This is a genomic window from Micromonospora sp. CNZ286, from assembly GCF_014207755.1.
This window is the reverse complement of the sequence record NZ_JACHIZ010000001.1, coordinates 5,303,381-5,327,782: the sequence shown is the minus strand read 5'-3', so window position 1 is coordinate 5,327,782 and position 24,402 is coordinate 5,303,381. Positions and strand designations below refer to the sequence as shown.

Below are 24,402 nucleotides of genomic sequence, written 5' to 3'. Positions count from 1 at the left end.
ACATGTGAGGAGCCAGGCATGGCAGTGCAGACCGGACTCGGCGAGCCACGCGGACCGTGGTTCGTCTCGCCGGAGCTGGACCCGGACGGGCGCGGCTACCGGGACGTACCCGGGGGCGGGCCGGAGGCCGGGCGGCGTAGCCTGCGGCATCGGCTGCTGAGCGTGGCGGCGGTGGTGGCGCTCTCCACCGTCTCCGGCGCGGCGGCCGGCACCTGGGCGGCCGACCGGGGCGCGCCGGGACCGGCAGCGGCGTCCGCCGCGCCGGTGCCGGCGGAGCTGATCACCGCCGCCGGCAAGACGGTGCCCGGGGTGGTGTCGGTGATGGTCGGGGGCCGCTCCGGCGCGTCCGCGTCCGGCTCCGGGTTCGCCATCGACAACGAGCAGCACATCGTCACCAACGACCACATCCTGGCCCGGGGCGGTTCCGGCGCGGTGACTGTGGAGACGTCGGACGGGCGGCGCTTCCCGGCCGAGGTGGTGGGCCGGGAACCGGCCAGCGACCTGGCCGTGCTGAAGGTGCCCGCGTCGGCCGGGTTGCCGCCGTTGCCGCTGGCAAAGGCGAACTCGACGAGAGTGGGGGAGCCGGTGCTCGCGGTCGGGTCGCCGCTCGGGCTCGCCGGGACGGTCACCGCCGGCATCGTCAGCGCGCTCAACCGGCAGGTACGGATCGGCAACGGCCGGCACACGGCGGTGCAGACCGACGCCTCGATCAACCCGGGCAACTCCGGTGGCCCGCTGGTGAACGCGCGCGGTGAGGTGGTCGGCGTGAACACGGCGATCGCCACCATCGACGGCAACGGCTCCATCGGCATCGGCTTCGCCATCCCGATCGACCAGGTCCAGCAGACCGCCGACACCATCATCGGCCGGGGCGGCTGAGTCGTCTGCGCGGCCACCCGCGCGGGCCCGGCCTGGCGCCCGCGCGGGGTTGCCCTGCCGCCCCTCCCGGCGCTGACCTGCACAAGCGTCGCAAGATCGGTGCGAAGTGTCGGATATCCGGCGTGGGATCATTGGGCCATAGAAATATTACGCTGAGTATGAATACTGGCGGAGGTGGAGCAAGCTGTCATTGCGGCCCTCCTCGTGGTGGGCCTGATCATCGGCGCCGGTGTCGGCGCGTCCTACGCGCGTGCGAAACGCGGCTGGACCGACTACCAGACCATCCGGACCAGCGTCCCCGGTGCCCGGCGCAACGCCTGGCTCGCGATCCGGGGCGTCGTCGTCAAGCTCGCGGTGATCGCCCTGCTGCTCGTCGGCGCGGCCGCGTACGCGGCGTCCGGCGGCGGCGAGGAACGGGCCGGTCCCACGCCGAGCGCCACCCCCACCCCGAGTCACCGCGCCGGGCGCTAGCCTCGGGGAGTGGACGACGGACTGCGGGTCACCGATCGGCTCACGGTGCCCGCCGCCGAGCTGCGGGAACGGTTCTCCCGCTCGTCCGGGCCCGGCGGGCAGGGAGTCAACACCACCGACTCCCGGGTGGAGCTGAGCTTCGACCTGGGCGGCTCGCCGAGCGTGCCGGAGACGCTGCGGGAACGGGCGCTGGCCCGGCTCGCCGGCCGCCTGGTCGGTGGCGTGCTGACGGTCACCGCCAGCGAGCACCGCGCCCAGCTGGCCAACCGGGAGGCGGCCCGCGAGCGGATGGCCGCGCTGCTGCGCGAGGCCGTCGCCCCGCCGCCGAAGACGCGCCGGCCGACCCGCCCCTCCCGTGGCGCCAAGGAGCGTCGCCTGGCCGAGAAGAAGCGTCAGTCGCAGCGCAAACGCGACCGCCGGGTGGACGGCGACTGACCGAAAACCTGTTGAGCCGCCGAGCGCGCCGCCCGGAGAATTCCGCCACGTGATCGACTTCTCCGTCAAGCCCACGCTCACCGGCGAGCGGGTGGTGCTGCGCCCGTTCCACGACGACGACCTGCCGGCGCTCGCCGAGATCCTGGCCGACCCGGAGGTGGCCCGGCTGACCGGCAGCCCGGCCGGCGAGGCGTTCGAGCCGTCCCGCCTGCGGGCCTGGTACGGCACCCGCAACAGCCAGGACGACCGGCTCGACCTCGCGGTGGTGGACCGGGCGAGCGGCACCTGCGTCGGCGAGGTGGTCCTCAACGAGTGGGACCGGGCCAACGCGAGCTGCAACTTCCGCACGCTGATCGGCCCCGGCGGCCGCGACCGCGGCCTCGGCACCGAGGCGGTCCGGCTCGTCGTCGGGTACGGCTTCGAGCAACTCGGCCTGCACCGCATCGGCCTGGAGGTGTTCGCGTTCAACCCGCGTGCCCGGCGTGCCTACGAGAAGGTGGGCTTCGTCGCCGAGGGGACGCTGCGGCAGGTGCTGCGCGACGGCGACGACTGGGTGGACGCCACTGTCATGTCGATCCTCGCCCCGGAGTGGAACCGGCATCGGGGGCACCCGGAGGGTTGAGTCGGAGGCGTCGAAGCGCTTCAATGCGTACGGGAGCTTCAGGGCCGTCACCGACCACCACGTCACAGTGACAGGAGTCCCTTCCGCATGTCCCGTAACCCCCTGCGCGCCGCGCTGACCGCGCTCGCCGCGCTGCTACCGGTCCTCGCCCTCGGCCTCGCCCTCACCGCCACCACACCCCCGGCCGCCGCGGCGGCCACCCCGGTCCGCGTCATGCCGCTCGGCGACTCCATCACCGGGTCGCCCGGCTGCTGGCGGGCGCTGCTCTGGAACCGCCTCCAGTCCACCGGCCACACCGACGTCGACTTCGTCGGCACGCTCGGGCCGCAGGGCTGCGGTGTGCCGTACGACGGCGACAACGAGGGGCACGGCGGCTACCTCGCGACGAACGTGGCCAACCAGAACCTGCTGCCCGGCTGGCTGTCCGCCACCCGTCCGGACGTCGTGCTCATGCACTTCGGCACCAACGACGTGTGGAGCAACATCGCGCCCGCCACGATCCTGGCCGCGTACTCGAAGCTGGTGGACCAGATGCGGGCCGCCAACCCGGCCATGACCGTGCTGGTCGCGAAGATCATCCCGATGAACCCGGCGAGCTGTCCCGAGTGCGGCCAGCGGACGGTGGCGCTCAACTCGCTGATCGACGGCTGGGCGGCCGGGAAGACCACAGCCGCGTCGCCGATCGTGGTGGTCGACCAGTGGACCGGGTTCAGCACCGCCACCGACACGTACGACGGCGTGCACCCGAACGCCGCAGGCGACCAGAAGATGTCCGACAGGTGGTACCCGGCGCTGGTCGCCGCGCTGGGCCGCACCACGCCCGGCCCGACCACGTCCCCGACCGTCAGCCCCACGCCGTCGCCCACCGTCAGCCCGTCGCCCACGACCAGCCCGTCGCCCACGGCCGGCCCGACGTCGGCGCCCGGCCGCTGCACCGCCACCTGGCGGATCGCCGGTCAGTGGCCGGGCGGCTTCCAGGGGGAGGTGACAGTCCGCAACGACGGCGCCGCGCCGATCGCCGGCTGGACCGTGCGCTTCCCGCTCCCCGCGGGCCAGCGGATCAGCCAGGCGTGGAGCGCCGACGTGACGCAGAGCGGAACCACAGTGACCGGCCGGAACGCGAGCTGGAACGGTGCCCTCGCCCCTGCCGCCCAGACCACGTTCGGGTTCCTCGCCGACGGTGCCGTCCCGAGCCCGGCACCGGCAGTGACCTGCGCCTCGAACTGATCCCCGCGCCGGCCGGCCCCCGCGCTCAGCGGTGGTCGGCCGGCACGGCCCGGTCCAGCGCGGCAAGCAGCCGGGTCCGCAACCCGGCGGCCCGCTCGGCGAACCCGCGCTGGGCGGTGGCGTACTCGGCCCGGCCCTCCGGCGTCTCCACCCGCACCGGCGGGTAACCCAGGTCGGCCAGGTCGTACGGGCTGGCCCGCATGTCCAGCGCCCGGATCTCCCGGGCCAGCGCGAAGCAGTCCGCCACCAGCTCCGACGGCACCAGCGGCGACAGCTTGTACGCCCACTTGTAGAGATCCATGTTGGCGTGCAGGCAACCCGGCTGCTCCAGCGCGTGCTGGCCCTCCCGGGTCGGCTGGAGCACGTTCAGCGGCCGGGCCGGCGCGGTGAAGAACCGGAACGCGTCGAAGTGGCTGCACCGCACGCCGCGCTCGGAGACCACAGCCGCCGTATCCGCCGGGCTCAGCCGCAGCGGCCAGGCGTTGTGGCGTACCTGCTCCTGGGTCTGCCGGTAGACCATCGCCCACTCGTGCATGCCGAAACAGCCGAACTGCGCCGGGCGTCCGGCGGTCGCTGCGAGCAGCGTACGGATCCAGGCGATCGACTCGGCGCGCCGCGCGCGTACCCGATCGGTGTCGAGGGTGAGCCCGGCGGCGCCCGCCGTGTAGTCCGGGCCGAAACCGGCCGGGTCGGCGTCCCGCAGCACCACGCCCGCGCCCGGGTGCCAGCGGCGCAACTGCGCCGGGCGGTGCGAGTAGTAGGTGAAGAGGAAGTCCTCCACCGGGTGCTTAACCCCGGTGCGGCGGCGCTCCAGGTGCGGCGTCAGCCAGGCGTCCACCCGCGCCTCGTGGGCGTGCCGGCGCGCCTGCCAGTCGGCCAGGTCGAGCGCGGGGGCGAGGGCGGCGGTCACACACCCCAGGGTACGACCGCCGCCCGTGCCCGGATCACGCCACGTCCACCCGCACGCCCGCGGAGAAGACGCCGCTGCGCAGCTCCAGCCGTTTCGGCGGCTCGTCGCCGCGCATGGTGAACACCAGCGGCAGCAGCACCCGCCGCCCGGCGGCCACCGGCTGGGAGAAGACGTCCCGGCCCAGGTTCGCCACCCGGGTGGCGTCCTCGTCGGCTGCCACCCAGTTGCCGCTGGGCAGGTACGCCCGCTGCAACTGCCCGTGCCAGGTCTGGTCCTCGTTGGTGAGATTGCGCACCCCGACCGTGGCCAGGCACGGCCGGCCACCGCCCGGCGCCGGCGGCAGGACGTCGGCGCCGCAGCTCAGCCGGTAGACGGTGAACTCGAACGCGGTCTCGCGCAGCGGCTGGCCCAGCGCGCCGGTGACGCTGCTGCCCACCCACGCGCCGCTCGTCGGCTGCTTGGTGGTGTCCATCGCGGCCACCCGCTGCGTGGCCGACCAGGCCGCCGCGCCGACCACACCGGCCAGCACGGCCGCCGCCACGCCGACCACCAGCCACACCGGCGGCCGGCGACGACGGCTCGCGGGCGACGGCACGGCCGTACGCGGGTAGACCGTGCCGCGCTCGGCCGGCCCACCGGTCGCGCCTGGGACCGGCCCGCCCTGGCCCGGTCCGGCTCCGCCGGGCACACCGCTTCCGGGAGCGCCGGTGTGCATGGTGCCGCCCGCGGGCGTACCGGTGGGCGTCGCGCCGCCTCCGGGGGCGCCCGTCCCGCCGCGGGCCATGCCGCCGGGTGCGGCGCTTCCCGCCGCGGTGCGCCGGCGGCGGCGCCACACCGCCCACCACACCACACCGGCGGTGACCACCAGCAGCGCCGTGAACGCGGCGAGCAGCACCGGCGGCCGCCGCCAGGCCGGGGCGGCGGTGACCTGCGCCGTCGGGGCCGTCGCGGCGCCCACCCAGGTCGCCGTGGCGCAGTCGAACGGGCGCGTGCCGTCCGAGCCGTAGACGCAGGTGGGTGCCGTCACCGAGCGGCCCGGACCGGGGACCGACAGCGCGGTGTGCAGCGTGGTGGTGCTCTTCGCCGGCAGCCGCAGCCGCCAGGTCACCTCACCAGCGCTCATCCCGGCGGGGCGGCTGGTCCGCCCACCGCCGGTCACCGTGGTGGCCCGCGAGCCGTTCGGCAGCTCCTGCCGGACCATGGTGTCGACGGGTGCCGTGCCGGCGTTGCGGACCTCGATCCGGTAACCCGGCGCCGGGGTGCCCGCCGCGCCCACCGCCACGCTGACCGGGGGCATCGACGGGCGGACCGGTGCCGGGCCGGTGGTCGGCACCGCCGGGGGCACCGCCGGCACGCCGGTCGGGATCGGGGTGGCCGCGGCACCGGGGATGACAGCCGGTGGTGGGGCCGGATGGGCGGGGGCGGCGGCCGCGAGGGGCGTCGCCGGGGACAGCGCCGGTACGGCGGCGATGACGCCGAGGCAGTTCACGAACACTGCCAGGGCCCTGTGGTGTCGTCTCGATGCAGGCATACCAACGAACCTCCGGACCCGAAGCTATGGTCCGGGGCCCGCCGGGCGGGTACGAAGCCGCCATTCCCGCCCTGTCCGGCGCGATCGCGCGTACCCTGTCCGGCTCCTGGCGGTCCGGTGCCGCCGCCGGCCCGCGAGGGTGGGGCGCGCGACCGCCGGGGCGTGCCGCCTGCCGGTGTCCGCCGGGCGGCCCGCGGGCGGGGATAGATTGGCCGGGTGCGTATCGCTCGTTTCGCTCATGCCAAGGGAATGTCGTTCGGGGTCGTCGAGGGCGAGCCGGAGGCCGGGCCGCAGGGCCTGACCATCGCCGAGATCGAGGGCCACCCGTTCGGGCAGATCCAGTTCTCCGGCGCCCGCTGGGCGCTCTCCGACGTCCGGCTGCTGTCGCCGATCCTGCCCAGCAAGGTGGTGTGTGTCGGCCGTAACTACGCCGAGCACGCCGCCGAGCACGGCAGCGAGGTGCCGAAGGAGCCGCTGCTCTTCCTCAAGCCGTCCACCTCGGTGATCGGCCCGCGCGACGCCATCCGGCTGCCGATCTTCTCCAAGCAGGTCGAGCACGAGGCGGAACTCGCCGTGGTGATCGGCGCCCCGGGCGCCCGCCGGGCCGACCGGGCCGCCGCCGAGCGGGCCATCTTCGGCTACACCTGCGCCAACGACGTCACCGCGCGGGACCTCCAGCGCTCCGACGGGCAGTGGACCCGCGCCAAGGGCTTCGACTCGTTCTGCCCGATCGGGCCGTGGATCACCACCGGGCTCGACGTCAGCGACCTGGAGATCCGGTGTGAGGTGGGCCGCAACCCGGAGGAGATGGAGGTGCGCCAGCTCGGCCGGACCAAGGACATGGTCTTCGACGTGCCGGGCCTGGTGTCGTACATCTCGCACGTGATGACGCTGCTGCCCGGCGACGTGGTGCTGACCGGCACGCCGGCGGGGGTTAGTCCGCTCACCGAGGGGGATACGGTCACCGTGCGGATCCAGGGGATCGGGGAGCTGAGCAACCCGGTGGTCCCCGTCGCCTGATTCGCTCCGATGCCTCGTTTCCGCTGGTCAGGTGGGTTTCGAGGGGTTGGATTTGGCCTGTCGGCACCGGGAGGGTAAAGTTCATTCCCGGCGCCGCAAGGGGCCAATGGGGTATGGGGTAATTGGCAGCCCGACTGATTCTGGTTCAGTTAGTCTAGGTTCGAGTCCTGGTACCCCAGCGCAACCGAGGGTTCGCCTGAACCCTCGGACGCTGGATTCCGGCAGCTCACGCTGACGGAGTGCAATGAAGGTTCTGGCCCCGTCGTCTAGCGGCCCAGGACGCCGCCCTCTCAAGGCGGTAGCGCCGGTTCGAATCCGGTCGGGGCTACAGCACCGACAGCCCGTCCCGTTTCCGGGGCGGGCTTTCTGCTGTCCGGCCCACGCGTGCAGGGGGTGACCCCCGGCGGTGGTGCCGGACGGGATGCCGCTAGACTACTGCCACACCGCCCGGCAGGGTGGTGAAGCAGGAAAAGTGCCTGGCCCCGTCGTCTAGCGGCCCAGGACGCCGCCCTCTCAAGGCGGTAGCGCCGGTTCGAATCCGGTCGGGGCTACATCCACGAACGGCCCGTCTCGCAACGCGAGGCGGGCCGTTCCGCATCCCTGCCCCCGCCCCCCTCCCCACCCCCCCCGGGCCCTGCCGCGTTGATCATGAAGTTAGCGGCAGTCAGGGAGATCAAAAATGCCGCCAACTTCATGATCAACGCGAGGGGGGCTAGGGGCGAGAGGGTGGGAGGGTGGAGGGCGGGGGGTCAGAGGCCGGAGAGGCGCTGGCCGGCTCGGACGACGGCCATGGCGTGGCGTTCGCCGGGGCGGCGGCCGAGGCGCTCGATCGGGCCGGAGATGCTGATCGCGGCGATCACCCGCCCGGTGCGGTCCCGGATCGGCGCCGAGACGCTCGCCACACCCGCCTCCCGCTCGGCGACGCTCTGCGCCCAGCCGCGTCGCCGCACCTCGGCCAGCGTGCGGCCGGTGAACTTGGAGCGGGGGAGCAGCGGCATGACCGCCTCCGGTGGCTCCCAGGCGAGCAGGATCTGCGCCGCCGAGCCGGCGGTCATCGGCAGCACCGAGCCGACCGGGACGGTGTCCCGCAGGCCGCTGGCGCGCTCGGCGGCGGCCACACAGATCCGCTCGTCGGCGCGGCGCAGGTAGAGCTGGGCGCTTTCGCCGGTGGCGTCCCGTAGCGCGGCGAGCAGCGGCTCGGCGGCGGTCAGGAGCACGTCCGGGGCCGCGTTGGCCAGCTCGCCCAGGCGTGGACCCGGGCGCCAGCGCCCCTGGGTGTCCCGGACGAGCATCCGGTGGATCTCCAGCGCCTGTGCCAGCCGGTGCGCGGTGGCCCGGGGCAGCTTGGTGCGTTCAACGAGTTCGGCCAGGCTGGCGCCGTCGACACAGGCGGCCAGGATGACCACCGCCTTGTCGAGAACGCCGACACCGCTCATACTGTGTCCCACAAGCCGAAATTTACCTCCCAGAATTTAGGATGTCCAGATGGTGGGAGTCACTCAACCGAGGACCCTGGCCGAGAAGGTCTGGGACGCACACGTGGTCCGCTCCGCCGCCGGCGAGCCGGACCTGCTCTTCATCGACCTGCACCTGCTGCACGAGGTGACCAGCCCGCAGGCGTTCGACGGGCTACGTCTGGCCGGGCGCGGGGTGCGCCGTACCGACCTGACGATCGCGACCGAGGACCACAACACCCCGACCGGGTACGACGACCCGGCGTTCCGTTCCCGGCGCGGCGACCTGCTCACGATCGCGGACCCCACCTCCCGCACCCAGATCGAGACGCTGCGCCGCAACTGCGCCGAGTTCGGTGTCCGCCTGCACCCGCTGGGCGACGAGAACCAGGGCATCGTGCACGTCATCGGCCCGCAGCTCGGCCTCACCCAGCCCGGCATGACGATCGTGTGCGGCGACTCGCACACCGCCACCCACGGCGCGTTCGGGGCGCTGGCGTTCGGCATCGGCACCAGTGAGGTCGAACACGTGCTGGCCACGCAGACGCTGCCGCAGGCCCGCCCGAAGACCATGGCCGTGAACGTCGTCGGCGAGCTGGCGCCCGGCGTCACCGCCAAGGACCTGGTGCTCGCGCTGATCGCGCAGGTCGGCACCGGCGGCGGGCGCGGTCACATCGTCGAGTACCGGGGCGAGGCGATCCGCGACCTCTCGATGGAGGGCCGGATGACGATCGCGAACATGTCCATCGAGTGGGGCGCCAAGGCCGGCATGATCGCGCCGGACGAGACCACGTTCGCGTACCTGAAGGGGCGGCCGAACGCGCCCCAGGGCGACGACTGGGACGCGGCGCTGGAGTACTGGCGGACGCTGCCCACCGACGAGGGCGCGACCTTCGACACCGAGGTCACGCTCGACGCGAGCCGGATCACGCCGTTCGTCACCTGGGGCACCAACCCCGGGCAGGGCGTGCCGCTGGGCGCGACCGTGCCGGACCCGGAGGACTTCGTCACCGAGCCGGAGCGGGTCGCCGCCCGCCGCGCGCTGGAGTACATGGACCTCACCCCGGGCACCCCGATGCGCGACCTCGCCGTGGACGTGGTGTTCGTCGGCTCCTGCACCAACGGCCGCCTGGAGGACCTGCGGGCCGCCGCCGAGGTGCTGCGCGGGCACCGGGTCGCCGACGGCGTACGCATGCTCGTGGTCCCCGGCTCCGCCGCGGTCCGCGAGGCGGCCGAGATCGAAGGGCTGGACAAGGTCTTCACCGACGCCGGCGCCGAGTGGCGCTTCGCCGGCTGCTCCATGTGCCTGGGCATGAACCCGGACACGCTGAAGCCGGGCGAGCGCTCCGCCTCGACCTCCAACCGCAACTTCGAGGGCCGCCAGGGCCGGGGTGGGCGTACCCACCTGGTGTCCCCGCCGGTCGCCGCCGCCACCGCCGTGGTCGGCCGGCTGGCCGCCCCCGCCGACCTGTAGAAGGGCAGCCGACATGGACAAGTTCACCACCCACACCGGCACGGCCGTGCCGCTGCGCCGATCCAACGTGGACACCGACCAGATCATCCCCGCCGTGTACCTCAAGCGGGTGACCCGGACCGGATTCGCCGACGGTCTGTTCAACGCGTGGCGGGAGGACCCGTCATTCGTCCTCAACGATCCCGCCCATTCGGGTGCGTCGATTCTGATCGCCGGCCCCGAGTTCGGCACCGGATCCTCCCGGGAGCACGCCGTCTGGGCGCTGCGGGACTGGGGCTTCCGGGCCGTCATCTCGCCTCGCTTCGGCGACATCTTCCGCGGCAACGCGCTCAAGGAAGGTCTCCTTCCGGTCGAGCTGGAATTGAAAGCCGTGGAAGAACTGTGGGATCTCGTGGAATCCGAGCCGACCACGCCGATCACTGTCGACCTGGCCGCCCGTCAGGTCCACGCCGGTGACGCCACCTGGGCGTTCCCGCTGGACGACCACAGCCGTTGGCGGCTGATGGAGGGCTTGGACGACATTGGACTCACCCTCCGGCACGAGGCCGAGATCAGCGCGTACGAGGCCGCCCGGCCGGCGTTCCTGCCCTCGATCGCCTGATCTCCAGCGCTATTCGCCCCCACCGGTGCATCCGGTGGGGGCGAATCCGTTGCGACACAAGGGCTTTTTTCCACCGAATGTTTGTGTCCAGGCAGCACAGGGCATACCGTGCGCGCAGAATGGCTCGCGTCGAGTCAGTTGCACAATCGGGAGGAAGTCGTGAACAAGGCCGAGCTCATCGAGGCGCTCGCCGTTCGCCTGGGGGACCGGAAGACGGCGACGGCCGCGCTCGACGCGGTTCTCGCTGAGGTCCAGGCGGCGGTCACCAAGGGCGAGAAGGTGGCGATCACCGGTTTCGGAGCGTTCGAGAAGCGCGTCCGGGGAGCCCGAACAGCGCGCAATCCGCGGACCGGCGAGGCGGTGAAGGTCAAGAAGACCTCCGTCCCGACGTTCCGGGCGGGCGCGGGCTTCAAGGAGATGGTGGCCAGCGGCAAGGTGCCCAAGGACACCGCCGCCGCGAAGAAGACCACCGGTGCCGCCAAGGCCACCGGAGGCCGGACCACCGCCGCCGCCAAGAAGACCACGGCGGCGAAGGCCACCAAGGCCACCAAGACCACCGCGACCAAGAAGGCCGCGCCGGCGAAGAAGGCCGCCGCGACCAAGACCACGGCGGCGAAGAAGACGACCGCGGCGAAGTCCACCGCGGCGAAGAAGACCACCACCGCCAAGAAGACGACCGCGGCGAAGTCCACCGCGGCGAAGAAGACCACGGCGGCGAAGAAGGCGCCCGCGAAGAAGGCGCCGGCCAAGAAGGCCGCCACCCGGCGCTGACCGGACGGCCCACGAAAGGGCGCCCACCGTTCGCGGTGGGCGCCCTTTCGCATGGGTACGCGTTGACCGCCCGCCGTCGCGCCCCGCAGAATCGCCGTGCCGAAAACCCCCGTCGGTCACGAGAAGAGGCGCCCCGTGCGGCACCGTCACCTCTCCACCCTCACGCTCGCGCTCGGTATCGCGGTCCTGCTGGACGTGCTGCGGGTCTGGCTGCCGTCGGTCATCACCCTGTTCGGCCGGGCCGCCGAGACGCCCGCCGAGCTGCTCGGCGCGTTCGCGCTGGGCTGGTTCCTGCTCGCGCTCGCCGCGCCCACGCTCGTACGCCGCGTCGGCGCCGCCCCGGTCGGACTCGTCGCCGCCGGTGTGCTGGCGGTGGCCCGGCTGGCGCTCACCGCGCAACCCGGCGGCCCGGCCCAGCTCTGGCTGGCCTGCGCCGGACTGTTCGCCGGCCTGGTCTGGCTCGCCGCCGTCGCCGCGTCCGTGCCCCGCCCGGTCGCCGGGCTGGCGCTCGGCCTGGCCGGGAACGCGGTCGGGCACGCCCTGCTCGGCACCGAGGATCTGGTGTGGCGCGGCGGCGTGCTCGCCTGGAGCCTGAGCGCCCTGCTGGTGCTGGCGTTCCTGGCCGCCTCGGCGGCGGTACGGCGGGAGCGGGCCGCCGCCCGGGTGCGCGGCGACGCGGCGGGGACGGCCGCTCCGGCGACGGATGCGGCGGACGGCGACGCCGGGCGAAGCGTGTCGACCCCGGGCCGCCGGGCCTGGTTGCTGTGCGGGCCGGCACTGCTGCTGGCCGGGCAGGTGGCGCTCGCCCCGGCGCTCTGGAGCGCCGCCGCCGGCACCGGATCCCCTGATTTTCCCGGCCTCGTCCGCCCCGGAAACGGTGCCCTGCCGGGTGCGCTCGCGGTGCTGCTGTTCCTCGCGGCGGCGTTGTTCCGGGCACCGGCGCGCCTGGCGCGGGTGCTGTGGCCGCTCGCGCTGCTCGCCGGGTCGGTGCTGTTCGTGACCGGGCTGCTCGTCCCGGCGTACCTGCTCACCGCCGCCGGCCTCGGCGGCTGCCTGGCCCTCACCGACACGACCGACGACGGGCCCGCGGCTGCCGACGGGCGAGGCGCCGCGGAGCCCCGGGCCGCCGCCACGGACGAACGAGGCACCGACGGCGGGCGGGCGGGGGCGCGGCGCGGGCGGGCGGCGGTGCTCGGCATGCTGGTGTTCGCGGTGGCCACGGTGGCCTACTACGCCGCCTACGACCTGGGGTACCCCAACGGCTGGGCTCCGGTCGCCACGGCCGTCCTGGTGACTCTGGTGGCGGCTACGGCACCTCTCCGCCCCGGGCCGACGCCGTCCGGTGCGGCATCAGCCGGCCCGGCGCTGCCCGCAACGGTCCGGGTCGCGGCCCTGGCCGGGCTCACCGCGCTGGCCGGGCTCGCCGCCGTGCTGCACGTGCCGCCCGCGCAGGCCCGCGCCACCACGACACCGGCGGCGGTACGCGTGGCCGCGTACAACATCCGGATGGGATTCGGCCTGGACGGGCGGCTGGACGTGGACGCGGTGGCCCGGGAGCTGCGCGGCGCGGACGTGGTGCTGCTCAGCGAGGTCGACCGGGGCTGGTGGCTCAACGGCGGCCACGACACGCTGGCGTTGGTGGCCGGGCGGCTGGGGATGCCGTACGTCTTCGCGCCCGCCGCCGACCCGGTCTGGGGCGACGCGGTGCTCAGCCGCTTCCCGATGCGCTCCGGGCAGACCCGGCGGCTGACCGCACACGGCGCGCCGACCGGGGCGCAGGCCCTCGGCGTCACGCTCGACCTCGGCGGCCGGGAACTGGCGGTGGTCGCCACGCACCTGCAACCGCCGCCCGGCCGGGATCCGGTCGAGCAGGCGGGGGAGGTGGCCGCGTTCGCCGGCCGGTACGCGAACGGCCGTCCACTGGTGCTCGGCGGTGACCTGAACACCGAGCCGGACGACCCGGCGTTCGCCGAGTTCACCCGCTCCGGGCTGGTGGACGCGCTGGCCGCGGCCCGGCCGCTGCGGACCAGCCCGGCCGACGATCCGCGCACCCAGATCGACCACGTCTTCGTGTCGCCGGGCCTGACCGCCACCGAGGTACGCGCGCCGCGCACCGAGGCCAGCGACCACCTCCCGGTGACGCTCACCGTCACGCTGCCCTGAGCCGCCGGACAACCGGTACCCGCCGCGCGGCCGCGGCCCGCCTCACAACCGGTCGGGAAGGACCAGCCGGTCACCGGCGAACGGCAGCAGCCAGCCGCGGCCCTTGTCGGTGGTGAAGTCCTCGTCCACGCGGCCGGTGAGCCGTTCCAGCGCGCCCGGGATCACCTTGCCCTGGCTGCACACGGCCACCGTCCCGGCGGCCTGCGCCAGCGCGGTCAGCCGGGCCGCGGCAGCGAGCGCGCACTCCTCGACCTGCTGGCCCGGCGCCGGTTCGTCGAAGTCGCCGCAGACCTCGATCGGCAGGTCCAGCCGGGCCGCCGCCGGGTCCAGCGTCTGCACGCAGCGCCGGGCCGAGGCGGAGAACAGGCGGGCCGGGCGGACCAGCGCGACGAGCGGGACCAGCGCCCGTGCCTGCGCCCACCCCTGTTCGTCGAGCGGGCGGCCGTGGTCCGGGCCGGTCCAGGTGCCGCGCTTGCCGGCGTGCGCGTGCCGGACCAGCAGCACCGTGGCGGTGACCGGCGGCAGCGCCGCGAACGCGGCGATCACCTCGGCGTCGTGCGGGTAGCTGACCCGGCGTACCGCGTCGTCGACCGGGAACCAGGCCACGTCGTCGACCTCGGTGCCGGGCTGGAAACCGCCGGTGCCGGCCGCCCGCATGGACCAGTAGTCGACCGCCTTGGCGAGACCCTCGCTGCGGTAGCGGACGGTGGGCAGGCGTACCTGCGGCACCGCGCGTACGTCGGACTCCTCGGCCACCTCGCGGACCGCTGCCACGAGCGGGTGCTCGCCGCGGTCCAGCTTGCCCTTCGGCAGCGACCAGTCGCCGTACCGGGGGCGGTGCACGAGGCAGACCTCGACGCCGGCCGGACCCGGGCGCCACACCACGCCGCCCGCGGCCCGGATCCGTACCGGTTCGTCGTCGCTCACCCGCTCACCGTATGCCCGCCCGGCACGCGCCACGGCCCGGTCAGTCCGCCCGGCCGCCGACCCGGCGCAGCAACAGATCCTGGAGGTGGGTCAGCCGCACGTCGCCGTCCCCGGTACGCCGGTGCCAGGTGCCGTCCGCGGCCAGCTCGAACGCGTCCACGTCGGGATCGAACGCGGCGGTGAGGACGTGGTCCAGTTCGGCCCGGGCCACCGGGTCGCTCACCTGCACCAACGCCTCGACCCGGCGGTCCAGGTTGCGGTGCATCAGGTCGGCCGAGCCCATCCAGAACTCGGCGTCGCCGTTGTTGCCGAACCGGAAGATCCGGGAGTGTTCCAGGAACCGGCCGAGGATCGAGCGGACCCGGATGTTCTCCGACAGCCCCGGCACGCCCGGCCGCAGCGTGCACATGCCCCGGATCAGCAGGTCCACGTGCACGCCGGCCCGCGACGCCCGGTAGAGCGCGTCGGTGATCTCCTCGTCCACCAGGGAGTTCACCTTGAACTGCACGAGCCCCGGCATGCCCAGCCGGACGTGTTCGATCTCCCGGTCGATGCGTTCGATCAGGCCGCTGCGGATGCCCTGCGGCGCCACCAGCAGCCGCCGGAACGCGGTCTGCCGGCTGTAGCCGGTGAGCACGTTGAACAGGTCGGTCAGGTCCGCGCCGATCTCCGGGTCGGCGGTGAGCATGCCGAAGTCCTCGTAGAGCCGGGCCGTCTTCGGGTGGTAGTTGCCGGTGCCGATGTGGCAGTAGCGCCGGATCTGGTTGCCCTCCTGGCGTACCACCAGCGCGGTCTTGCAGTGCGTCTTGAGCCCCACCAGGCCGTAGACCACATGGCAGCCGGCCCGTTCCAGCGTGCGCGCCCAGCCGATGTTCGCCACCTCGTCGAAGCGCGCCTTCAGCTCGACCAGCACCACCACCTGCTTACCGGCGGCGGCCGCGTCGACCAGCGCGTCCACGATCGGGGAGTCGCCGCTGGTGCGGTAGAGCGTCTGCTTGATGGCGAGCACGTTCGGGTCGGCCGCGGCCTGCTCGACGAAGCGCTGCACGCTCGTCGCGAACGAGTGGTACGGGTGGTGCACCAGCACGTCGCCGTCGCGCAGCGTGGCGAAGACGCTGCGCGGCACCTCGCCCTCGGCCAGCCGCGGATGGGTGGCCGGCACGAACGACGGGTCCTTCAGGTCGGGCCGGTCGGCCTCGCCGTACACCTGCCACAGCGCGGACAGGTCGAGCAGGCCGCGGACCCGCAGCACGTCGTGGCCGTCCATGTCCAGCTCGCGGACCAGCAGCTCCAGCATGTGGTCGGAGATGGACGCGGCGACCTCCAGGCGTACCGGCGGGCCGAACCGGCGCCGGGCCAGCTCCCGTTCCAGCGCCTGGAGCAGGTCCTCGTCGCGGTCCTCGTCCACCTCCACCTCGGCGTTGCGGGTCACCCGGAACAGGTGGCACTCGACCACCTGCATGCCGGAGAACAGCTGGCCGAGGTGCACCGAGATGAGGTCCTCGACCGGCAGGAACCGCACGCCCTGCTGGTCGCGGTGCACCCGGACGAACCGGGGCACGTTGTTCGGCACCTTGACCCGGGCGAACAGCTCCGAGCCGCCGTCCGGGTCGCGCACCGACACGGCCAGGTTCAGCGACCGGCCCGAGATGTACGGGAACGGGTGCGCCGGGTCGACCGCCAGCGGGGTGAGCACCGGGAAGATGTGCTCCCGGAACCAGGTGCGCAGCCGCTCCCGCTCGGCGTCGTCCAGGTCGCTCCAGCGCAGGATGCGGATGTCCTCGGCGGCGAGCTTCGGCAGCACGTCGTCGACCAGGCAGGTGGCGTGCCGGGCGACCAGGCCGGCGGCCTTCTCGGTGATCAGGTCGAGCTGGGTGCGCAGCGGCAGCCGGTCGCCGCCGCGTACCGGCAGGCCGGCGGAGAGCCGCCGCTTCAACCCGGCGACCCGGACCATGTAGAACTCGTCCAGGTTGCTGGCGAAGATGGCCAGGAACTTCGCCCGTTCCAGCAGCGGGGTGCGCGGATCCTCGGCGAGCGCCAGCACCCGGGCGTTGAAGTCGAGCCACGACAGCTCCCGGTTGAGGAAGCGGTCCTCCGGCAGCGGCGGCGCGGTCGGCGGACCGGCGTCCGCGGCGGTCTCGCCGGCCGGGCCGGGGCCCTCCACCGGGTCGAGCGGCTCGTCCAGGCCGGTCGCGCCGGCCGCGTCCGGGTCGGCGCCGAGGCGCTCCTCCGGGGGCCGGGTCTGGCGGAACCGCCCGTCCGGGCCGCGGGTGGGGCGGCCGTTGCGGGGCGTGCCGGGGTCGAGGATCGGCGGCGGGCCGTCGGGGTGCTCGCGAGGGGTGCTCACCACCTCATGATTCCCCGATAAGGGTGAACGGAAAATGAACTCGGGCCAGGTTGTTCACGCCATCGTCGGCAAGGTCACCCGGACCACCTCGCCGTCGGCGTCCCGCTCGATCCGGACACGCTGCCCCAATCGGAGCAGCCGTAACCCGGAGGCGTCGAACGCGCGGGCCGGGAACGCCAGCTCGGTGCCGTCGTCGAGCAGCAGCACGCCGCTGCGGGTCGACGCGTCGTAGGTGGCCACCGTCCCCTGCATGCCAGCACCGTACCGGACCGCTCCGGCGACCCGGGCCAGCAGCGCGGCGGTGCGCGGCCCCACGCCCAGCCCGGCGGCGTCGGCCAGGTCCGCCGGGGTGTCCACGTCCCGGCGCAGGCTGGGCCACTCCCCGGCGAGCGGCATCGCCCCGCTCGCCGCGTGGGCCGCGGCCGAGCCGGGCCCGAACCGCGGCGCCAGCGGCGCACCGGCCGGCGCGGCGAGCAGCACTGTGCCTCCGCCCGGGGCATCAGCCACGAACCCGCGTACCCCCTGGGTGGCCCGCAGCGCGGCGGCCAGGTCGGCCGGTCGCAGCGCGGGCAGGTCGGCGGTCAGGCCGGCCACGGCGGCGCGCGACCCGGCGACCGCCGCGCCGTGCCGGAACGCCGCGTTCAGGCCGCCGCCGGGGTCGGCGGCGACGCGGGCGCCCGCCGCGCCGGCTGCCGCGGCCACCCGGGGGTCGTCGGTGACCACGAGCACCCCGGCCACCGCCGGGCACGCCCGCACCGCGCGCAGCGTGTCGGCCGCCAGGGCCAGTGCCAGCTCCTCATGGGGTACGCCGGGCAGCGCGCCCCGCAGACGGCTCTTCGCCGCCCCCAGGCGCTTCACCGGCATCACCACGGTCCAGCGGGCCTCAGACACGCCGACCATCCTGCCAGCGGGAGCGCCGGTACCCGCACTGGCCGCAGCGGGGGCGAACAGGCATGATTCTGTGCCGGGGCGCGTGGGCGGATCGAGGAGGCACTGTGGCACGGCGGAGGCTGGGGTTCTGGCGACGACTCGCCGTGGTGCTGGTGAAGCCGCTGATGACGGTCTGGACCCGGCGCACCTGGCGGGGCATGGAGCACCTGCGCCGCGACGGCGGCGTGATCCTCGTGCCGAACCACATCTCGCACGCCGACCCGCTCGTGGTCGCGCACTACATCTACGACGCCGGGCGCTGGCCGCGCTTCCTCGGCAAGGCCAGCGTGTTCCGGGTGCCGGTGGTCGGCTGGATCCTGCACCGCTGCCAGCAGATCCCGGTCGAGCGGGGCACCGTCGAGGCGGTCAAGTCGCTCGACAAGCTCGTCGCCGCGCTGGCCGAGGGCGGCGCCGTGGTGATCTACCCGGAGGGCACCACCACCCGGGAGCCGGACCTGTGGCCGATGAAGGGCAAGACCGGCGCGGCCCGTCTGGCGCTGGCCACCGGCGCCCCGGTGGTCCCGATCGCGATGGTCGGCCCGGAACGGATGTTCGACCCGCGTACGGCCCGGTTCGGGCTGCGCCCGCGTACCCCGGTGACGGTGATCGCCGGGCCGCCGGTGGACCTGAGCCGCTGGGCCGGCGCCACGCCGACCCGGCCGATCCTGGAGGAGATGACGGACACCATCATGCTGCGCATCCGGGATCTGGTCGCGGAGATCCGCGGCGGCACACCACCGCCGCTCTGGCAGCGGCCCGCCCGCACCGGCACCCGGGAGGTCACCGAATGAGCGGGCACGTCGCCGTGCTGGGCGCCGGTTCCTGGGGGACCGCGTTCGCCAAGATCCTCGCCGACGCCGGGCGGGACGTGACGGTCCTGGCCCGCCGGGCCGCCGTGGCCGAGGCGATCCGGACCGGGCGGCACAACCCGGAGTACCTGCCGGGGATCCGCCTGCCCGAGCGGGTGACCGCCACCGGCGACGCCGCCGAGGCGATCGAGGGGGCCGAGGTGGTGGTGCTCTCGGTGCCCTCGCAGACGCTGCGCGGCAACCTCGCCGACTGGACGCCGTACCTGGCGCCGGACGCCACGCTCGTGTCGCTGATGAAGGGCATCGAGCTGGGCACCACCAAGCGGATGAGCCAGGTGATCACCGAGACCGCCGGGGTGCCCGCCGACCGGGTGGTGGTCGTCTCCGGGCCCAACCTGGCCCCGGAGATCGCCGCCGAGCAGCCGGCCGCCACTGTGGTCGCCGGCACCGACAGCCGCCGGACCGCGCTGGTGCAGGCGTCCATCCGCACGCCGTACTTCCGCCCGTACACGAACGACGACGTGATCGGCTGCGAGCTGGGCGGCGCGGTGAAGAACGTGATCGCGCTGGCGTACGGCATCGCCACCGCGATGGGCTTCGGCGACAACACCCGGGCCATGCTGATGACCCGCGGCCTGGCCGAGACCGCCCGGCTGGGCGTGGCGCTCGGCGCCGACCCGATCACGTTCGCCGGGCTGGCCGGCATGGGTGACCTGGTCGCCTCCTGCTCGTCGCCGATGGCCCGCAACCGCACCTTCGGCGAGCACCTGGGCCGGGGCGAGACGCTGGAGCAGGCCCAGGCGGCCACCCGGCAGACCGCCGAGGGCGTCAAGAGCTGCCTGGCCATCCGCGACCTGGCCCGGGCGCACGGCGTCGAGATGCCGATCACCGAGCAGATCGAGCGGATCTGCCACGAGGGGATGGATCCGCGCCTGGCGGTGGACGCGCTGATGAGCCGTACCGCCAAGCCCGAGTCGTACGAGTGAGCGGAGCCGGGATGACGAACGAGGACTGGGGCGACGGCACGCGCAGCGTGCACGCCGGCCTGCCGGACGCGGCACCCGGCCAGCCGTTCCTGCCCGGCCCGGTCTTCGCCGCGCCGTACCACCTGGACCTCGAGCGCGGCCCGTCGGCGGCGGTGGACGGGTACGGGCGGCCCGACAACCCCACCCGGCGGCTGCTGGAGACGGCGATCGGCGAGCTGGAGGGCGGCGACTGCCGGGTCTTCGCCAGCGGCCAGGCCGCCATCACCGGGCTGCTGCTGACAGTGCTGCGCCCCGGCGACACGGTGCTGCTGCCCGCCGACGGCTACTTCTCGGTGCGCTCGTTCGCCTCGGACACGCTGGAACAGCTCGGCGTACGTGTGGTGCTCGTGCCGACGGCCGGGCCGTACCCGTCGTTCGACGGCGTACGGCTGGTGCTGCTGGAGACCCCGGCGAACCCCGGCCTGGACGTCGCCGACGTCGCGGCGGTGGCCGCCGCCGCACGCGCCGCCGGTGCGCTGGTGGCGGTGGACAACACCACCGCCACGCCGCTCGGACAGCGCCCGCTGGACCTCGGCGCGGACGTGGTGGTCGCCTCGGGCACCAAGGCGCTGACCGGCCACTCGGACCTGCTGCTGGGCTACCTGGTCACCCGGGACGCCGGGCTGCGCGACGCGGCGACCGCCTGGCGCAACGCCACCGGCGGGGTGCCGGGCGCGTTCGACTGCTGGCTCGCTCACCGCTCGCTGGCCACGCTCGACCTGCGGCTGGCCCGGCAGACCGCGAACGCGCGGGCGCTGGCCGACCTGCTCGCGGCACGCCCGGACGTCACCGGTGTGCGCTGGCCCGGACGGCCGGACGACCCGGCGTACCCGGTCGCGTCGGTCCAGATGCGGCGCGTACCGGGCGTGCTCTCGTTCGACCTGGGCGACGAGCGCCGGGTGGCCCGGTTCCTCGGCGCCTCCCGGCTGGTGGCCGCCGCCACCTCGTTCGGCGGGCTGCACACCACGGCCGACCGGCGCGCTCAGTGGGGCGACGACACGACGCCGGGCTTCGTGCGGTTCTCCTGCGGCATCGAGGACACCGACGACCTGCTCGCCGACGTGACGGCGGCGCTCGACGCGGCGGGCTGACGGCGTGACGGCCACTGGGCTAAGGTGACGGGCAGCCACGGCCCGTGCGGCCCCGACCCGAGGAGGTGAGTCCGATCCACCAGCAGAGGACCGGCGCTCCCTCCGAGTCCGCGTCGCTTCGGGGCTGAGGCGACGCCGGGGGCGCCGACGAGCGCTTCCCGAAAGGCTTGCCATGGCATCCACCGTGTTCACTCCCGACCGTCAGGCCCTCGTCCGGCGGCTGCGCGCCGCCGGTTGCGTCTTCGCCGAGGACGAGGCGGAACTGCTGATCGCCGCCGCCGACTCCGCGCAGTCGCTGACCCGGCTCGTCGACCGTCGCGTCGCCGGCCTGCCGCTGGAACACCTGCTCGGCTGGGCCGAGTTCTGCGGGAGGCGGATCGCCGTCCACCCGGGCGTCTTCGTGCCGCGCGGTCGTACCGCCCTGCTGGTCGACGCGGCGGCGGCGCTGGCCGGGCCGGCACCGGTGGTGCTCGACCTGTGCTGCGGCTCCGGCGCCGCCGCCGTGGTGCTGCACGAACGGCTGACGCCCCGCTGGCTGGCCGCCGCCGACATCGACCCGGTGGCGGTGGCCTGCGCGCGGCGCAACCTCGAACCGCTCGGCGTTCCGGTCTACCAGGGCGACCTGTTCGACGCGCTGCCGGCCGGCCGCCGCGGAACGCTGGACCTGGTGGTGGCCAACGCGCCGTACGTGCCGACCGCCGCGGTGGCCTCGCTGCCGGCCGAGGCGCGCCTGTACGAGGCGCCGGTGGCACTGGACGGCGGCACTGACGGTCTGGCCGTGCTGCGCCGGGTCGCCTCCGGCGCGGCCGAGTGGCTCGCCCCGGGCGGGCACGTCGTGGTCGAGTCGAGCGTCGCGCAGGCCCCGGAGCTGTGCGCCGCGTTCACCGCCGTCGGGCTGGAGCCGACGGTGGTCCGCGACGAGGAGCGGGAGGCCACAGCGGTCATCGCCCGCTGCCCCGGCTGACCGCCGCGGGGGAGTACTCGCGGTGACGTGGCGGGTGGGCCGGGCGGGAACTAGCCTCGGGTCAGGCGCGGCGGGAGGCGGTGGCGGTGGGCAGCGCAGGTGTGCCGGTGGTGGTGGGGCTGGACAACGGGGGCACGAGCGACAACGCCACAGTGCTGACCGTGGACGGCCGGTTCCTGGTGGACGGGCTGCTGGAGATCCCGAGCGAGGTCGGCGCCGGGCCGGAGGCGGCCGTGGAGGCGCTCGCGCGGGCGTTCGACGGCGTACTGGCGCACACCGGCGTACCGCGTGACCTGGTCCGCGCCGTCGGGCTGGACACGCCCGGCCCGGCCAGCGCCACCGGCGTGATCTCGTCCCGCGGCTCGACGAACTTCTCCCAGCCCGCCTGGCGGGGCTTCGACGTGCGCACCGCCCTGGAACGGCGGCTGGGCCTGCCCGTGGTGTACGCCAACGACGGCAACGCCGCCGCCCTCTACGCCCACCACGTGCATTTCGGCACCGAGGCGATGGCCCGGTCGTCGGTGTCCGCGATCGTCGGCACCGGGCTCGGCGGCGGCGTGGTGGAGTCCGGCCGCGTGGTCGGCGGCGCGGCCGGCATGGCCGGCGAGTTCGGGCACGTGCACATCCCGCTGGACGGACTGGTGGAGCCGGACCAGGCGGCGCCGGTCTGCGCCTGCGGCTTCACCGGGGACGCGGAGAGCGTCGCCTCGCTCACCGCGATCCGGCGCAACCTGCTGCCGTACTGGCTGGCCCGGCATCCGGAGCATCCGCTCGCGGCGGAGGAGCCGGACCGGGCGGCGAAGCTGCTGCGCGGCTACGGCGAACGCGGCGACCCGCTGGCCCGCCTGGTGTTCACCCAGCAGGCCAAGGCGCTGGGCCGGCTGTTCACCATCGCGGCGAACTTCACCGACCCGCACGCCTACTTCGTCGGCGGGGGTGTGGTGGAGGCGGCGCCGGAGTTCCGGGACTGGTTCCTCGCCGCGGTCGCCGAGCACACGGTGCTCCGGGAGGAGCAGCGGGCGGTGGCCACCTTCGCGCTGGTGCCGGACCGGGACATGGCCGGCGCGCGCGGGGTGGCCATCGCGGCGCTGGAGGCGGTGCGCGGCATCGTCACCGCCGCCGCCCCGCTCGGCTGACGCCGTCGCCTGACGGGCCGCTCAGCCGGTCAGGCGCGCGGCGGTGCCGCGGTGAACGCGGCCCAGGCGTGCGGCGGGAACACCAGCACCGGGCCGGCCGGGTCCTTCGAGTCGCGGACCGCCACCGCGCCGGTCAGCGGCGCCATCTCCACGCACGCGCCCTCGTCGCCGCTGTGGCTGCTCTTGCGCCAGCGGGCCGGTGTGGGGGTCGTGTGGTTCGTGCCGTTCATCTGGTCACCTCTCGTTCAGCAGGCGGAGGAGCTGGTCCCGACTGGCCGCCGGGCTCAGCGCCACGGTCCGCAGGTGCTCCATGATCTTGGCGCAGGTTCGCAGGTCACCCGGCCGGTCGAGGACCATCTGCCCGGCGACTGTCTCCACCGAGGCGATGATCGGGTCCTCCGGGTCGGCGAACTCCAGGATGTGCAGCGATCCCCGGGTGCCCCGGTGGTAGCCGGCGGCCAGCGGGATCACCTGCACCGTGACGTTCGGCAGCTCGGCCATCTTCAGCAGGTGCTGGAGCTGGCCGGACATGACCGAGCGGTCACCGACCGGGCGCAGCAGCGCGCCCTCGTCGATGATGGCGTCGAGGATCGGCGGCTCGGCGCCGGAGAGCCGCTGCTGGCGGTCCAGCCGTAGCTGGACCCGCTGCTCCACCTGCTCGTCGGTGAGCGTGTGCGGCCCGCCGCGCATCACCCCGCGGATGTAGTCGGCGGTCTGGAGCAGACCGGGCACCACCGACGGTTCGAAGTTCGCGATGCCGGTGGCCTCGGCCTCCAGCGCGATGAAGTCGATGGTGCGCTGGTCCAGCAGGTACGAATAGGACACCCACCAGCCCGGCTTGCGGGCGTCCTTCGCCAGCTGCACCGCCGCCGCGATGTCGGCCGGGTCCACGCCGTAGCTGGTGAGCAGCGCGCGCACGGTGGCGGGACTGACGAGCGTCTGCGCGTTCTCGTAACGGGACAGCGTGCTCCGGGTGCTGTTGATCTCGTCGGCCGCGGCCTCCAGGGTGAGGCCGGCGGCCTCCCGGTGGGTCCGCAGGGCGATGCCGAGCCGTCGGGCCCGGGCGGTCTTCGGCGCCATGCATCGATAGTCGCACATCCCGTGGGAACGTGGGCATGAGAGAAAGTCGATGAGAGTTGCATTCACGCCGGTGAACCTGTCAATGTGTGACGGCGTCCTCACCGCCGGTTGTCGTGGCGACGGTGGCGGTGAGCGACCGGAGGGGATGGGGCGCGCGGTGGTCGGATTTTTCACTCCCCCACGATCCGACCGCCGCGTGCCCCTGCCGGTCCACGAGACGGGAGGGGTTCCGCGGTGACCAGGTTCCTCGTGGTCCTGACCGACGTGCGTCCACCGGACGGTGCCCGCCGTGACGAACGGACCAGCCCGGAACGCCGCCGTCAGGTGGTCGGCGCGAGCAGCCGGGAGGCCGCCGACCGGATCGCCGGCGCGTTCATGGCGCTGGGCATGGTGCGGGCCGGCCGGCAGCGGGTGAAGGTCATCGCGGTGGGCCGCCGGCCCCGGCACCCGGCCTTCTGACGCGCACCGTTCCGTTACTCCCTGTATAGGTCTCCTTGACCGTTTGCCACGCGACTCCGCGTCTCCCCGGGTAACG

General features: G+C 74.2%; 23 protein-coding genes, 3 tRNA genes and 1 pseudogene. 19 read left to right on the top strand and 8 right to left on the bottom strand.

The window, feature by feature from the left end:
* Positions 1-18 precede the first annotated feature (18 nt).
* From FHX31_RS23495 to FHX31_RS23475, 5 genes are all read left to right on the top strand, one after another.
* Positions 19-879 carry a S1C family serine protease gene (locus FHX31_RS23495; RefSeq protein ID WP_030270057.1) on the top strand — a complete coding sequence of 287 codons (861 nt, stop codon included), beginning with the start codon at positions 19-21 and terminating at the stop codon, positions 877-879.
* 174 nt (positions 880-1,053) lie between these two features.
* Entirely contained in the window at positions 1,054-1,350 is a 297-nt protein-coding gene (locus FHX31_RS23490; RefSeq protein ID WP_013284522.1) for a hypothetical protein, read from the top strand.
* A gap of 9 nt (positions 1,351-1,359) precedes the next feature.
* On the top strand, positions 1,360-1,785 hold the full coding sequence (gene arfB, locus FHX31_RS23485) for an alternative ribosome rescue aminoacyl-tRNA hydrolase ArfB (RefSeq protein WP_013284523.1): 426 nt from the start codon (positions 1,360-1,362) through the stop codon (positions 1,783-1,785).
* A 49-nt stretch (positions 1,786-1,834) separates the two neighbouring features.
* Complete coding sequence (locus FHX31_RS23480; protein ID WP_013474328.1) at positions 1,835-2,407, top strand: GNAT family N-acetyltransferase; 573 nt, start codon at positions 1,835-1,837, stop codon at positions 2,405-2,407.
* Positions 2,408-2,494: 87 nt separating this feature from the next.
* Entirely contained in the window at positions 2,495-3,634 is a 1,140-nt protein-coding gene (locus FHX31_RS23475) for a cellulose binding domain-containing protein (protein ID WP_091329724.1), read from the top strand.
* A 25-nt stretch (positions 3,635-3,659) separates the two neighbouring features.
* Here the strand turns inward: FHX31_RS23475 and FHX31_RS23470 are convergent, their stop codons facing one another.
* Both FHX31_RS23470 and FHX31_RS23465 read right to left on the bottom strand, forming a co-directional pair.
* A complete protein-coding gene (locus tag FHX31_RS23470; RefSeq protein ID WP_091329722.1) occupies positions 3,660-4,544 on the bottom strand; it encodes a 3-methyladenine DNA glycosylase in 885 nt (294 codons plus the stop codon).
* A 34-nt stretch (positions 4,545-4,578) separates the two neighbouring features.
* Complete coding sequence (locus tag FHX31_RS23465; RefSeq protein WP_184977192.1) at positions 4,579-6,075, bottom strand: hypothetical protein; 1,497 nt, start codon at positions 6,073-6,075, stop codon at positions 4,579-4,581.
* A 216-nt stretch (positions 6,076-6,291) separates the two neighbouring features.
* Between FHX31_RS23465 and FHX31_RS23460 the strand changes: the two genes are divergently transcribed.
* From FHX31_RS23460 to FHX31_RS23445, 4 genes are all read left to right on the top strand, one after another.
* Positions 6,292-7,095: a fumarylacetoacetate hydrolase family protein gene (locus FHX31_RS23460; protein ID WP_013284528.1), complete on the top strand. Its 804-nt coding sequence runs from the start codon at positions 6,292-6,294 to the stop codon at positions 7,093-7,095.
* 107 nt (positions 7,096-7,202) lie between these two features.
* Positions 7,203-7,274 (top strand) — tRNA-Gln (locus tag FHX31_RS23455).
* Positions 7,275-7,350: 76 nt separating this feature from the next.
* Positions 7,351-7,423, top strand: a tRNA-Glu gene (locus tag FHX31_RS23450).
* A gap of 150 nt (positions 7,424-7,573) precedes the next feature.
* A tRNA-Glu gene (locus FHX31_RS23445) sits at positions 7,574-7,646 on the top strand.
* 198 nt (positions 7,647-7,844) lie between these two features.
* On the opposite strand, the gene FHX31_RS23440 is transcribed toward FHX31_RS23445, so the two are convergent.
* Positions 7,845-8,531 carry an IclR family transcriptional regulator gene (locus FHX31_RS23440; protein WP_013284529.1) on the bottom strand — a complete coding sequence of 229 codons (687 nt, stop codon included), beginning with the start codon at positions 8,529-8,531 and terminating at the stop codon, positions 7,845-7,847.
* 49 nt (positions 8,532-8,580) lie between these two features.
* Here FHX31_RS23440 and leuC point away from each other — a divergent pair, with 49 nt between their 5' ends.
* From leuC to FHX31_RS23420, 4 genes are all read left to right on the top strand, one after another.
* A complete protein-coding gene (gene leuC, locus FHX31_RS23435) occupies positions 8,581-10,023 on the top strand; it encodes a 3-isopropylmalate dehydratase large subunit (RefSeq protein WP_013284530.1) in 1,443 nt (480 codons plus the stop codon).
* Positions 10,024-10,036: 13 nt separating this feature from the next.
* Complete coding sequence (leuD, locus tag FHX31_RS23430) at positions 10,037-10,624, top strand: 3-isopropylmalate dehydratase small subunit (RefSeq protein WP_013284531.1); 588 nt, start codon at positions 10,037-10,039, stop codon at positions 10,622-10,624.
* Positions 10,625-10,783: 159 nt separating this feature from the next.
* Positions 10,784-11,395, top strand: coding sequence for an HU family DNA-binding protein (locus FHX31_RS23425; protein WP_013284532.1), 612 nt, complete (start codon positions 10,784-10,786; stop codon positions 11,393-11,395).
* Positions 11,396-11,530: 135 nt separating this feature from the next.
* On the top strand, positions 11,531-13,558 hold the full coding sequence (locus FHX31_RS23420) for an endonuclease/exonuclease/phosphatase family protein (RefSeq protein ID WP_184977191.1): 2,028 nt from the start codon (positions 11,531-11,533) through the stop codon (positions 13,556-13,558).
* Between the two features lie 42 nt (positions 13,559-13,600).
* Here FHX31_RS23420 and FHX31_RS23415 read toward each other — a convergent pair whose 3' ends face one another.
* From FHX31_RS23415 to cofC, 3 genes and pseudogenes are all read right to left on the bottom strand, one after another.
* Positions 13,601-14,518 carry an NUDIX hydrolase gene (locus tag FHX31_RS23415; protein WP_184977190.1) on the bottom strand — a complete coding sequence of 306 codons (918 nt, stop codon included), beginning with the start codon at positions 14,516-14,518 and terminating at the stop codon, positions 13,601-13,603.
* A 7-nt stretch (positions 14,519-14,525) separates the two neighbouring features.
* Complete coding sequence (locus tag FHX31_RS23410) at positions 14,526-16,832, bottom strand: RNA degradosome polyphosphate kinase (RefSeq protein ID WP_030270023.1); 2,307 nt, start codon at positions 16,830-16,832, stop codon at positions 14,526-14,528.
* 276 nt (positions 16,833-17,108) lie between these two features.
* A pseudogene (cofC, locus tag FHX31_RS23405) lies at positions 17,109-17,732 on the bottom strand (2-phospho-L-lactate guanylyltransferase); the annotation flags it as partial.
* Positions 17,733-17,827: 95 nt separating this feature from the next.
* On the opposite strand from cofC, the gene FHX31_RS23400 reads away from it, so the two are divergent.
* The 5 genes from FHX31_RS23400 to FHX31_RS23380 all read left to right on the top strand — a co-directional run bounded on the left by FHX31_RS23400 (position 17,828) and on the right by FHX31_RS23380 (position 22,787).
* Positions 17,828-18,553, top strand: a complete 726-nt coding sequence (locus FHX31_RS23400) for a lysophospholipid acyltransferase family protein (protein WP_013284537.1) — start codon at positions 17,828-17,830, stop codon at positions 18,551-18,553.
* On the top strand, positions 18,550-19,557 hold the full coding sequence (locus FHX31_RS23395; protein WP_013284538.1) for an NAD(P)H-dependent glycerol-3-phosphate dehydrogenase: 1,008 nt from the start codon (positions 18,550-18,552) through the stop codon (positions 19,555-19,557). The genes FHX31_RS23400 and FHX31_RS23395 overlap by 4 nt, the downstream gene beginning before the upstream one ends.
* 11 nt (positions 19,558-19,568) lie before the next feature.
* Positions 19,569-20,687 carry a cystathionine gamma-lyase gene (locus tag FHX31_RS23390; RefSeq protein WP_184977188.1) on the top strand — a complete coding sequence of 373 codons (1,119 nt, stop codon included), beginning with the start codon at positions 19,569-19,571 and terminating at the stop codon, positions 20,685-20,687.
* Between the two features lie 172 nt (positions 20,688-20,859).
* Positions 20,860-21,651, top strand: a complete 792-nt coding sequence (locus FHX31_RS23385) for a putative protein N(5)-glutamine methyltransferase (RefSeq protein WP_184977187.1) — start codon at positions 20,860-20,862, stop codon at positions 21,649-21,651.
* Between the two features lie 86 nt (positions 21,652-21,737).
* Positions 21,738-22,787, top strand: coding sequence for an ROK family protein (locus FHX31_RS23380; protein ID WP_013284541.1), 1,050 nt, complete (start codon positions 21,738-21,740; stop codon positions 22,785-22,787).
* Positions 22,788-22,816: 29 nt separating this feature from the next.
* Here FHX31_RS23380 and FHX31_RS23375 read toward each other — a convergent pair whose 3' ends face one another.
* Both FHX31_RS23375 and FHX31_RS23370 read right to left on the bottom strand, forming a co-directional pair.
* Positions 22,817-23,017: a DUF397 domain-containing protein gene (locus FHX31_RS23375; protein WP_013284542.1), complete on the bottom strand. Its 201-nt coding sequence runs from the start codon at positions 23,015-23,017 to the stop codon at positions 22,817-22,819.
* A 4-nt stretch (positions 23,018-23,021) separates the two neighbouring features.
* Positions 23,022-23,867 carry a helix-turn-helix domain-containing protein gene (locus tag FHX31_RS23370; RefSeq protein WP_013284543.1) on the bottom strand — a complete coding sequence of 282 codons (846 nt, stop codon included), beginning with the start codon at positions 23,865-23,867 and terminating at the stop codon, positions 23,022-23,024.
* Between the two features lie 234 nt (positions 23,868-24,101).
* On the opposite strand from FHX31_RS23370, the gene FHX31_RS23365 reads away from it, so the two are divergent.
* Complete coding sequence (locus tag FHX31_RS23365; protein WP_013284544.1) at positions 24,102-24,326, top strand: hypothetical protein; 225 nt, start codon at positions 24,102-24,104, stop codon at positions 24,324-24,326.
* Positions 24,327-24,402: the final 76 nt, after the last annotated feature.

Bases quoted from the DNA above. Each gene is read 5' to 3' on its own strand.
- FHX31_RS23495 (WP_030270057.1), top strand. From the start codon at position 19: ATGGCAGTGCAGACCGGACTCGGCGAGCCACGCGGACCGTGGTTCGTC.
- FHX31_RS23475 (WP_091329724.1), top strand. From the start codon at position 2,495: ATGTCCCGTAACCCCCTGCGCGCCGCGCTGACCGCGCTCGCCGCGCTG.
- FHX31_RS23465 (WP_184977192.1), bottom strand. From the start codon at position 6,075: ATGCCTGCATCGAGACGACACCACAGGGCCCTGGCAGTGTTCGTGAAC.
- FHX31_RS23440 (WP_013284529.1), bottom strand. From the start codon at position 8,531: ATGAGCGGTGTCGGCGTTCTCGACAAGGCGGTGGTCATCCTGGCCGCC.
- leuC (WP_013284530.1), top strand. From the start codon at position 8,581: ATGGTGGGAGTCACTCAACCGAGGACCCTGGCCGAGAAGGTCTGGGAC.
- leuD (WP_013284531.1), top strand. From the start codon at position 10,037: ATGGACAAGTTCACCACCCACACCGGCACGGCCGTGCCGCTGCGCCGA.
- FHX31_RS23395 (WP_013284538.1), top strand. From the start codon at position 18,550: ATGAGCGGGCACGTCGCCGTGCTGGGCGCCGGTTCCTGGGGGACCGCG.
- FHX31_RS23390 (WP_184977188.1), top strand. From the start codon at position 19,569: ATGACGAACGAGGACTGGGGCGACGGCACGCGCAGCGTGCACGCCGGC.
- FHX31_RS23385 (WP_184977187.1), top strand. From the start codon at position 20,860: ATGGCATCCACCGTGTTCACTCCCGACCGTCAGGCCCTCGTCCGGCGG.
- FHX31_RS23375 (WP_013284542.1), bottom strand. From the start codon at position 23,017: ATGAACGGCACGAACCACACGACCCCCACACCGGCCCGCTGGCGCAAG.
- FHX31_RS23370 (WP_013284543.1), bottom strand. From the start codon at position 23,867: ATGGCGCCGAAGACCGCCCGGGCCCGACGGCTCGGCATCGCCCTGCGG.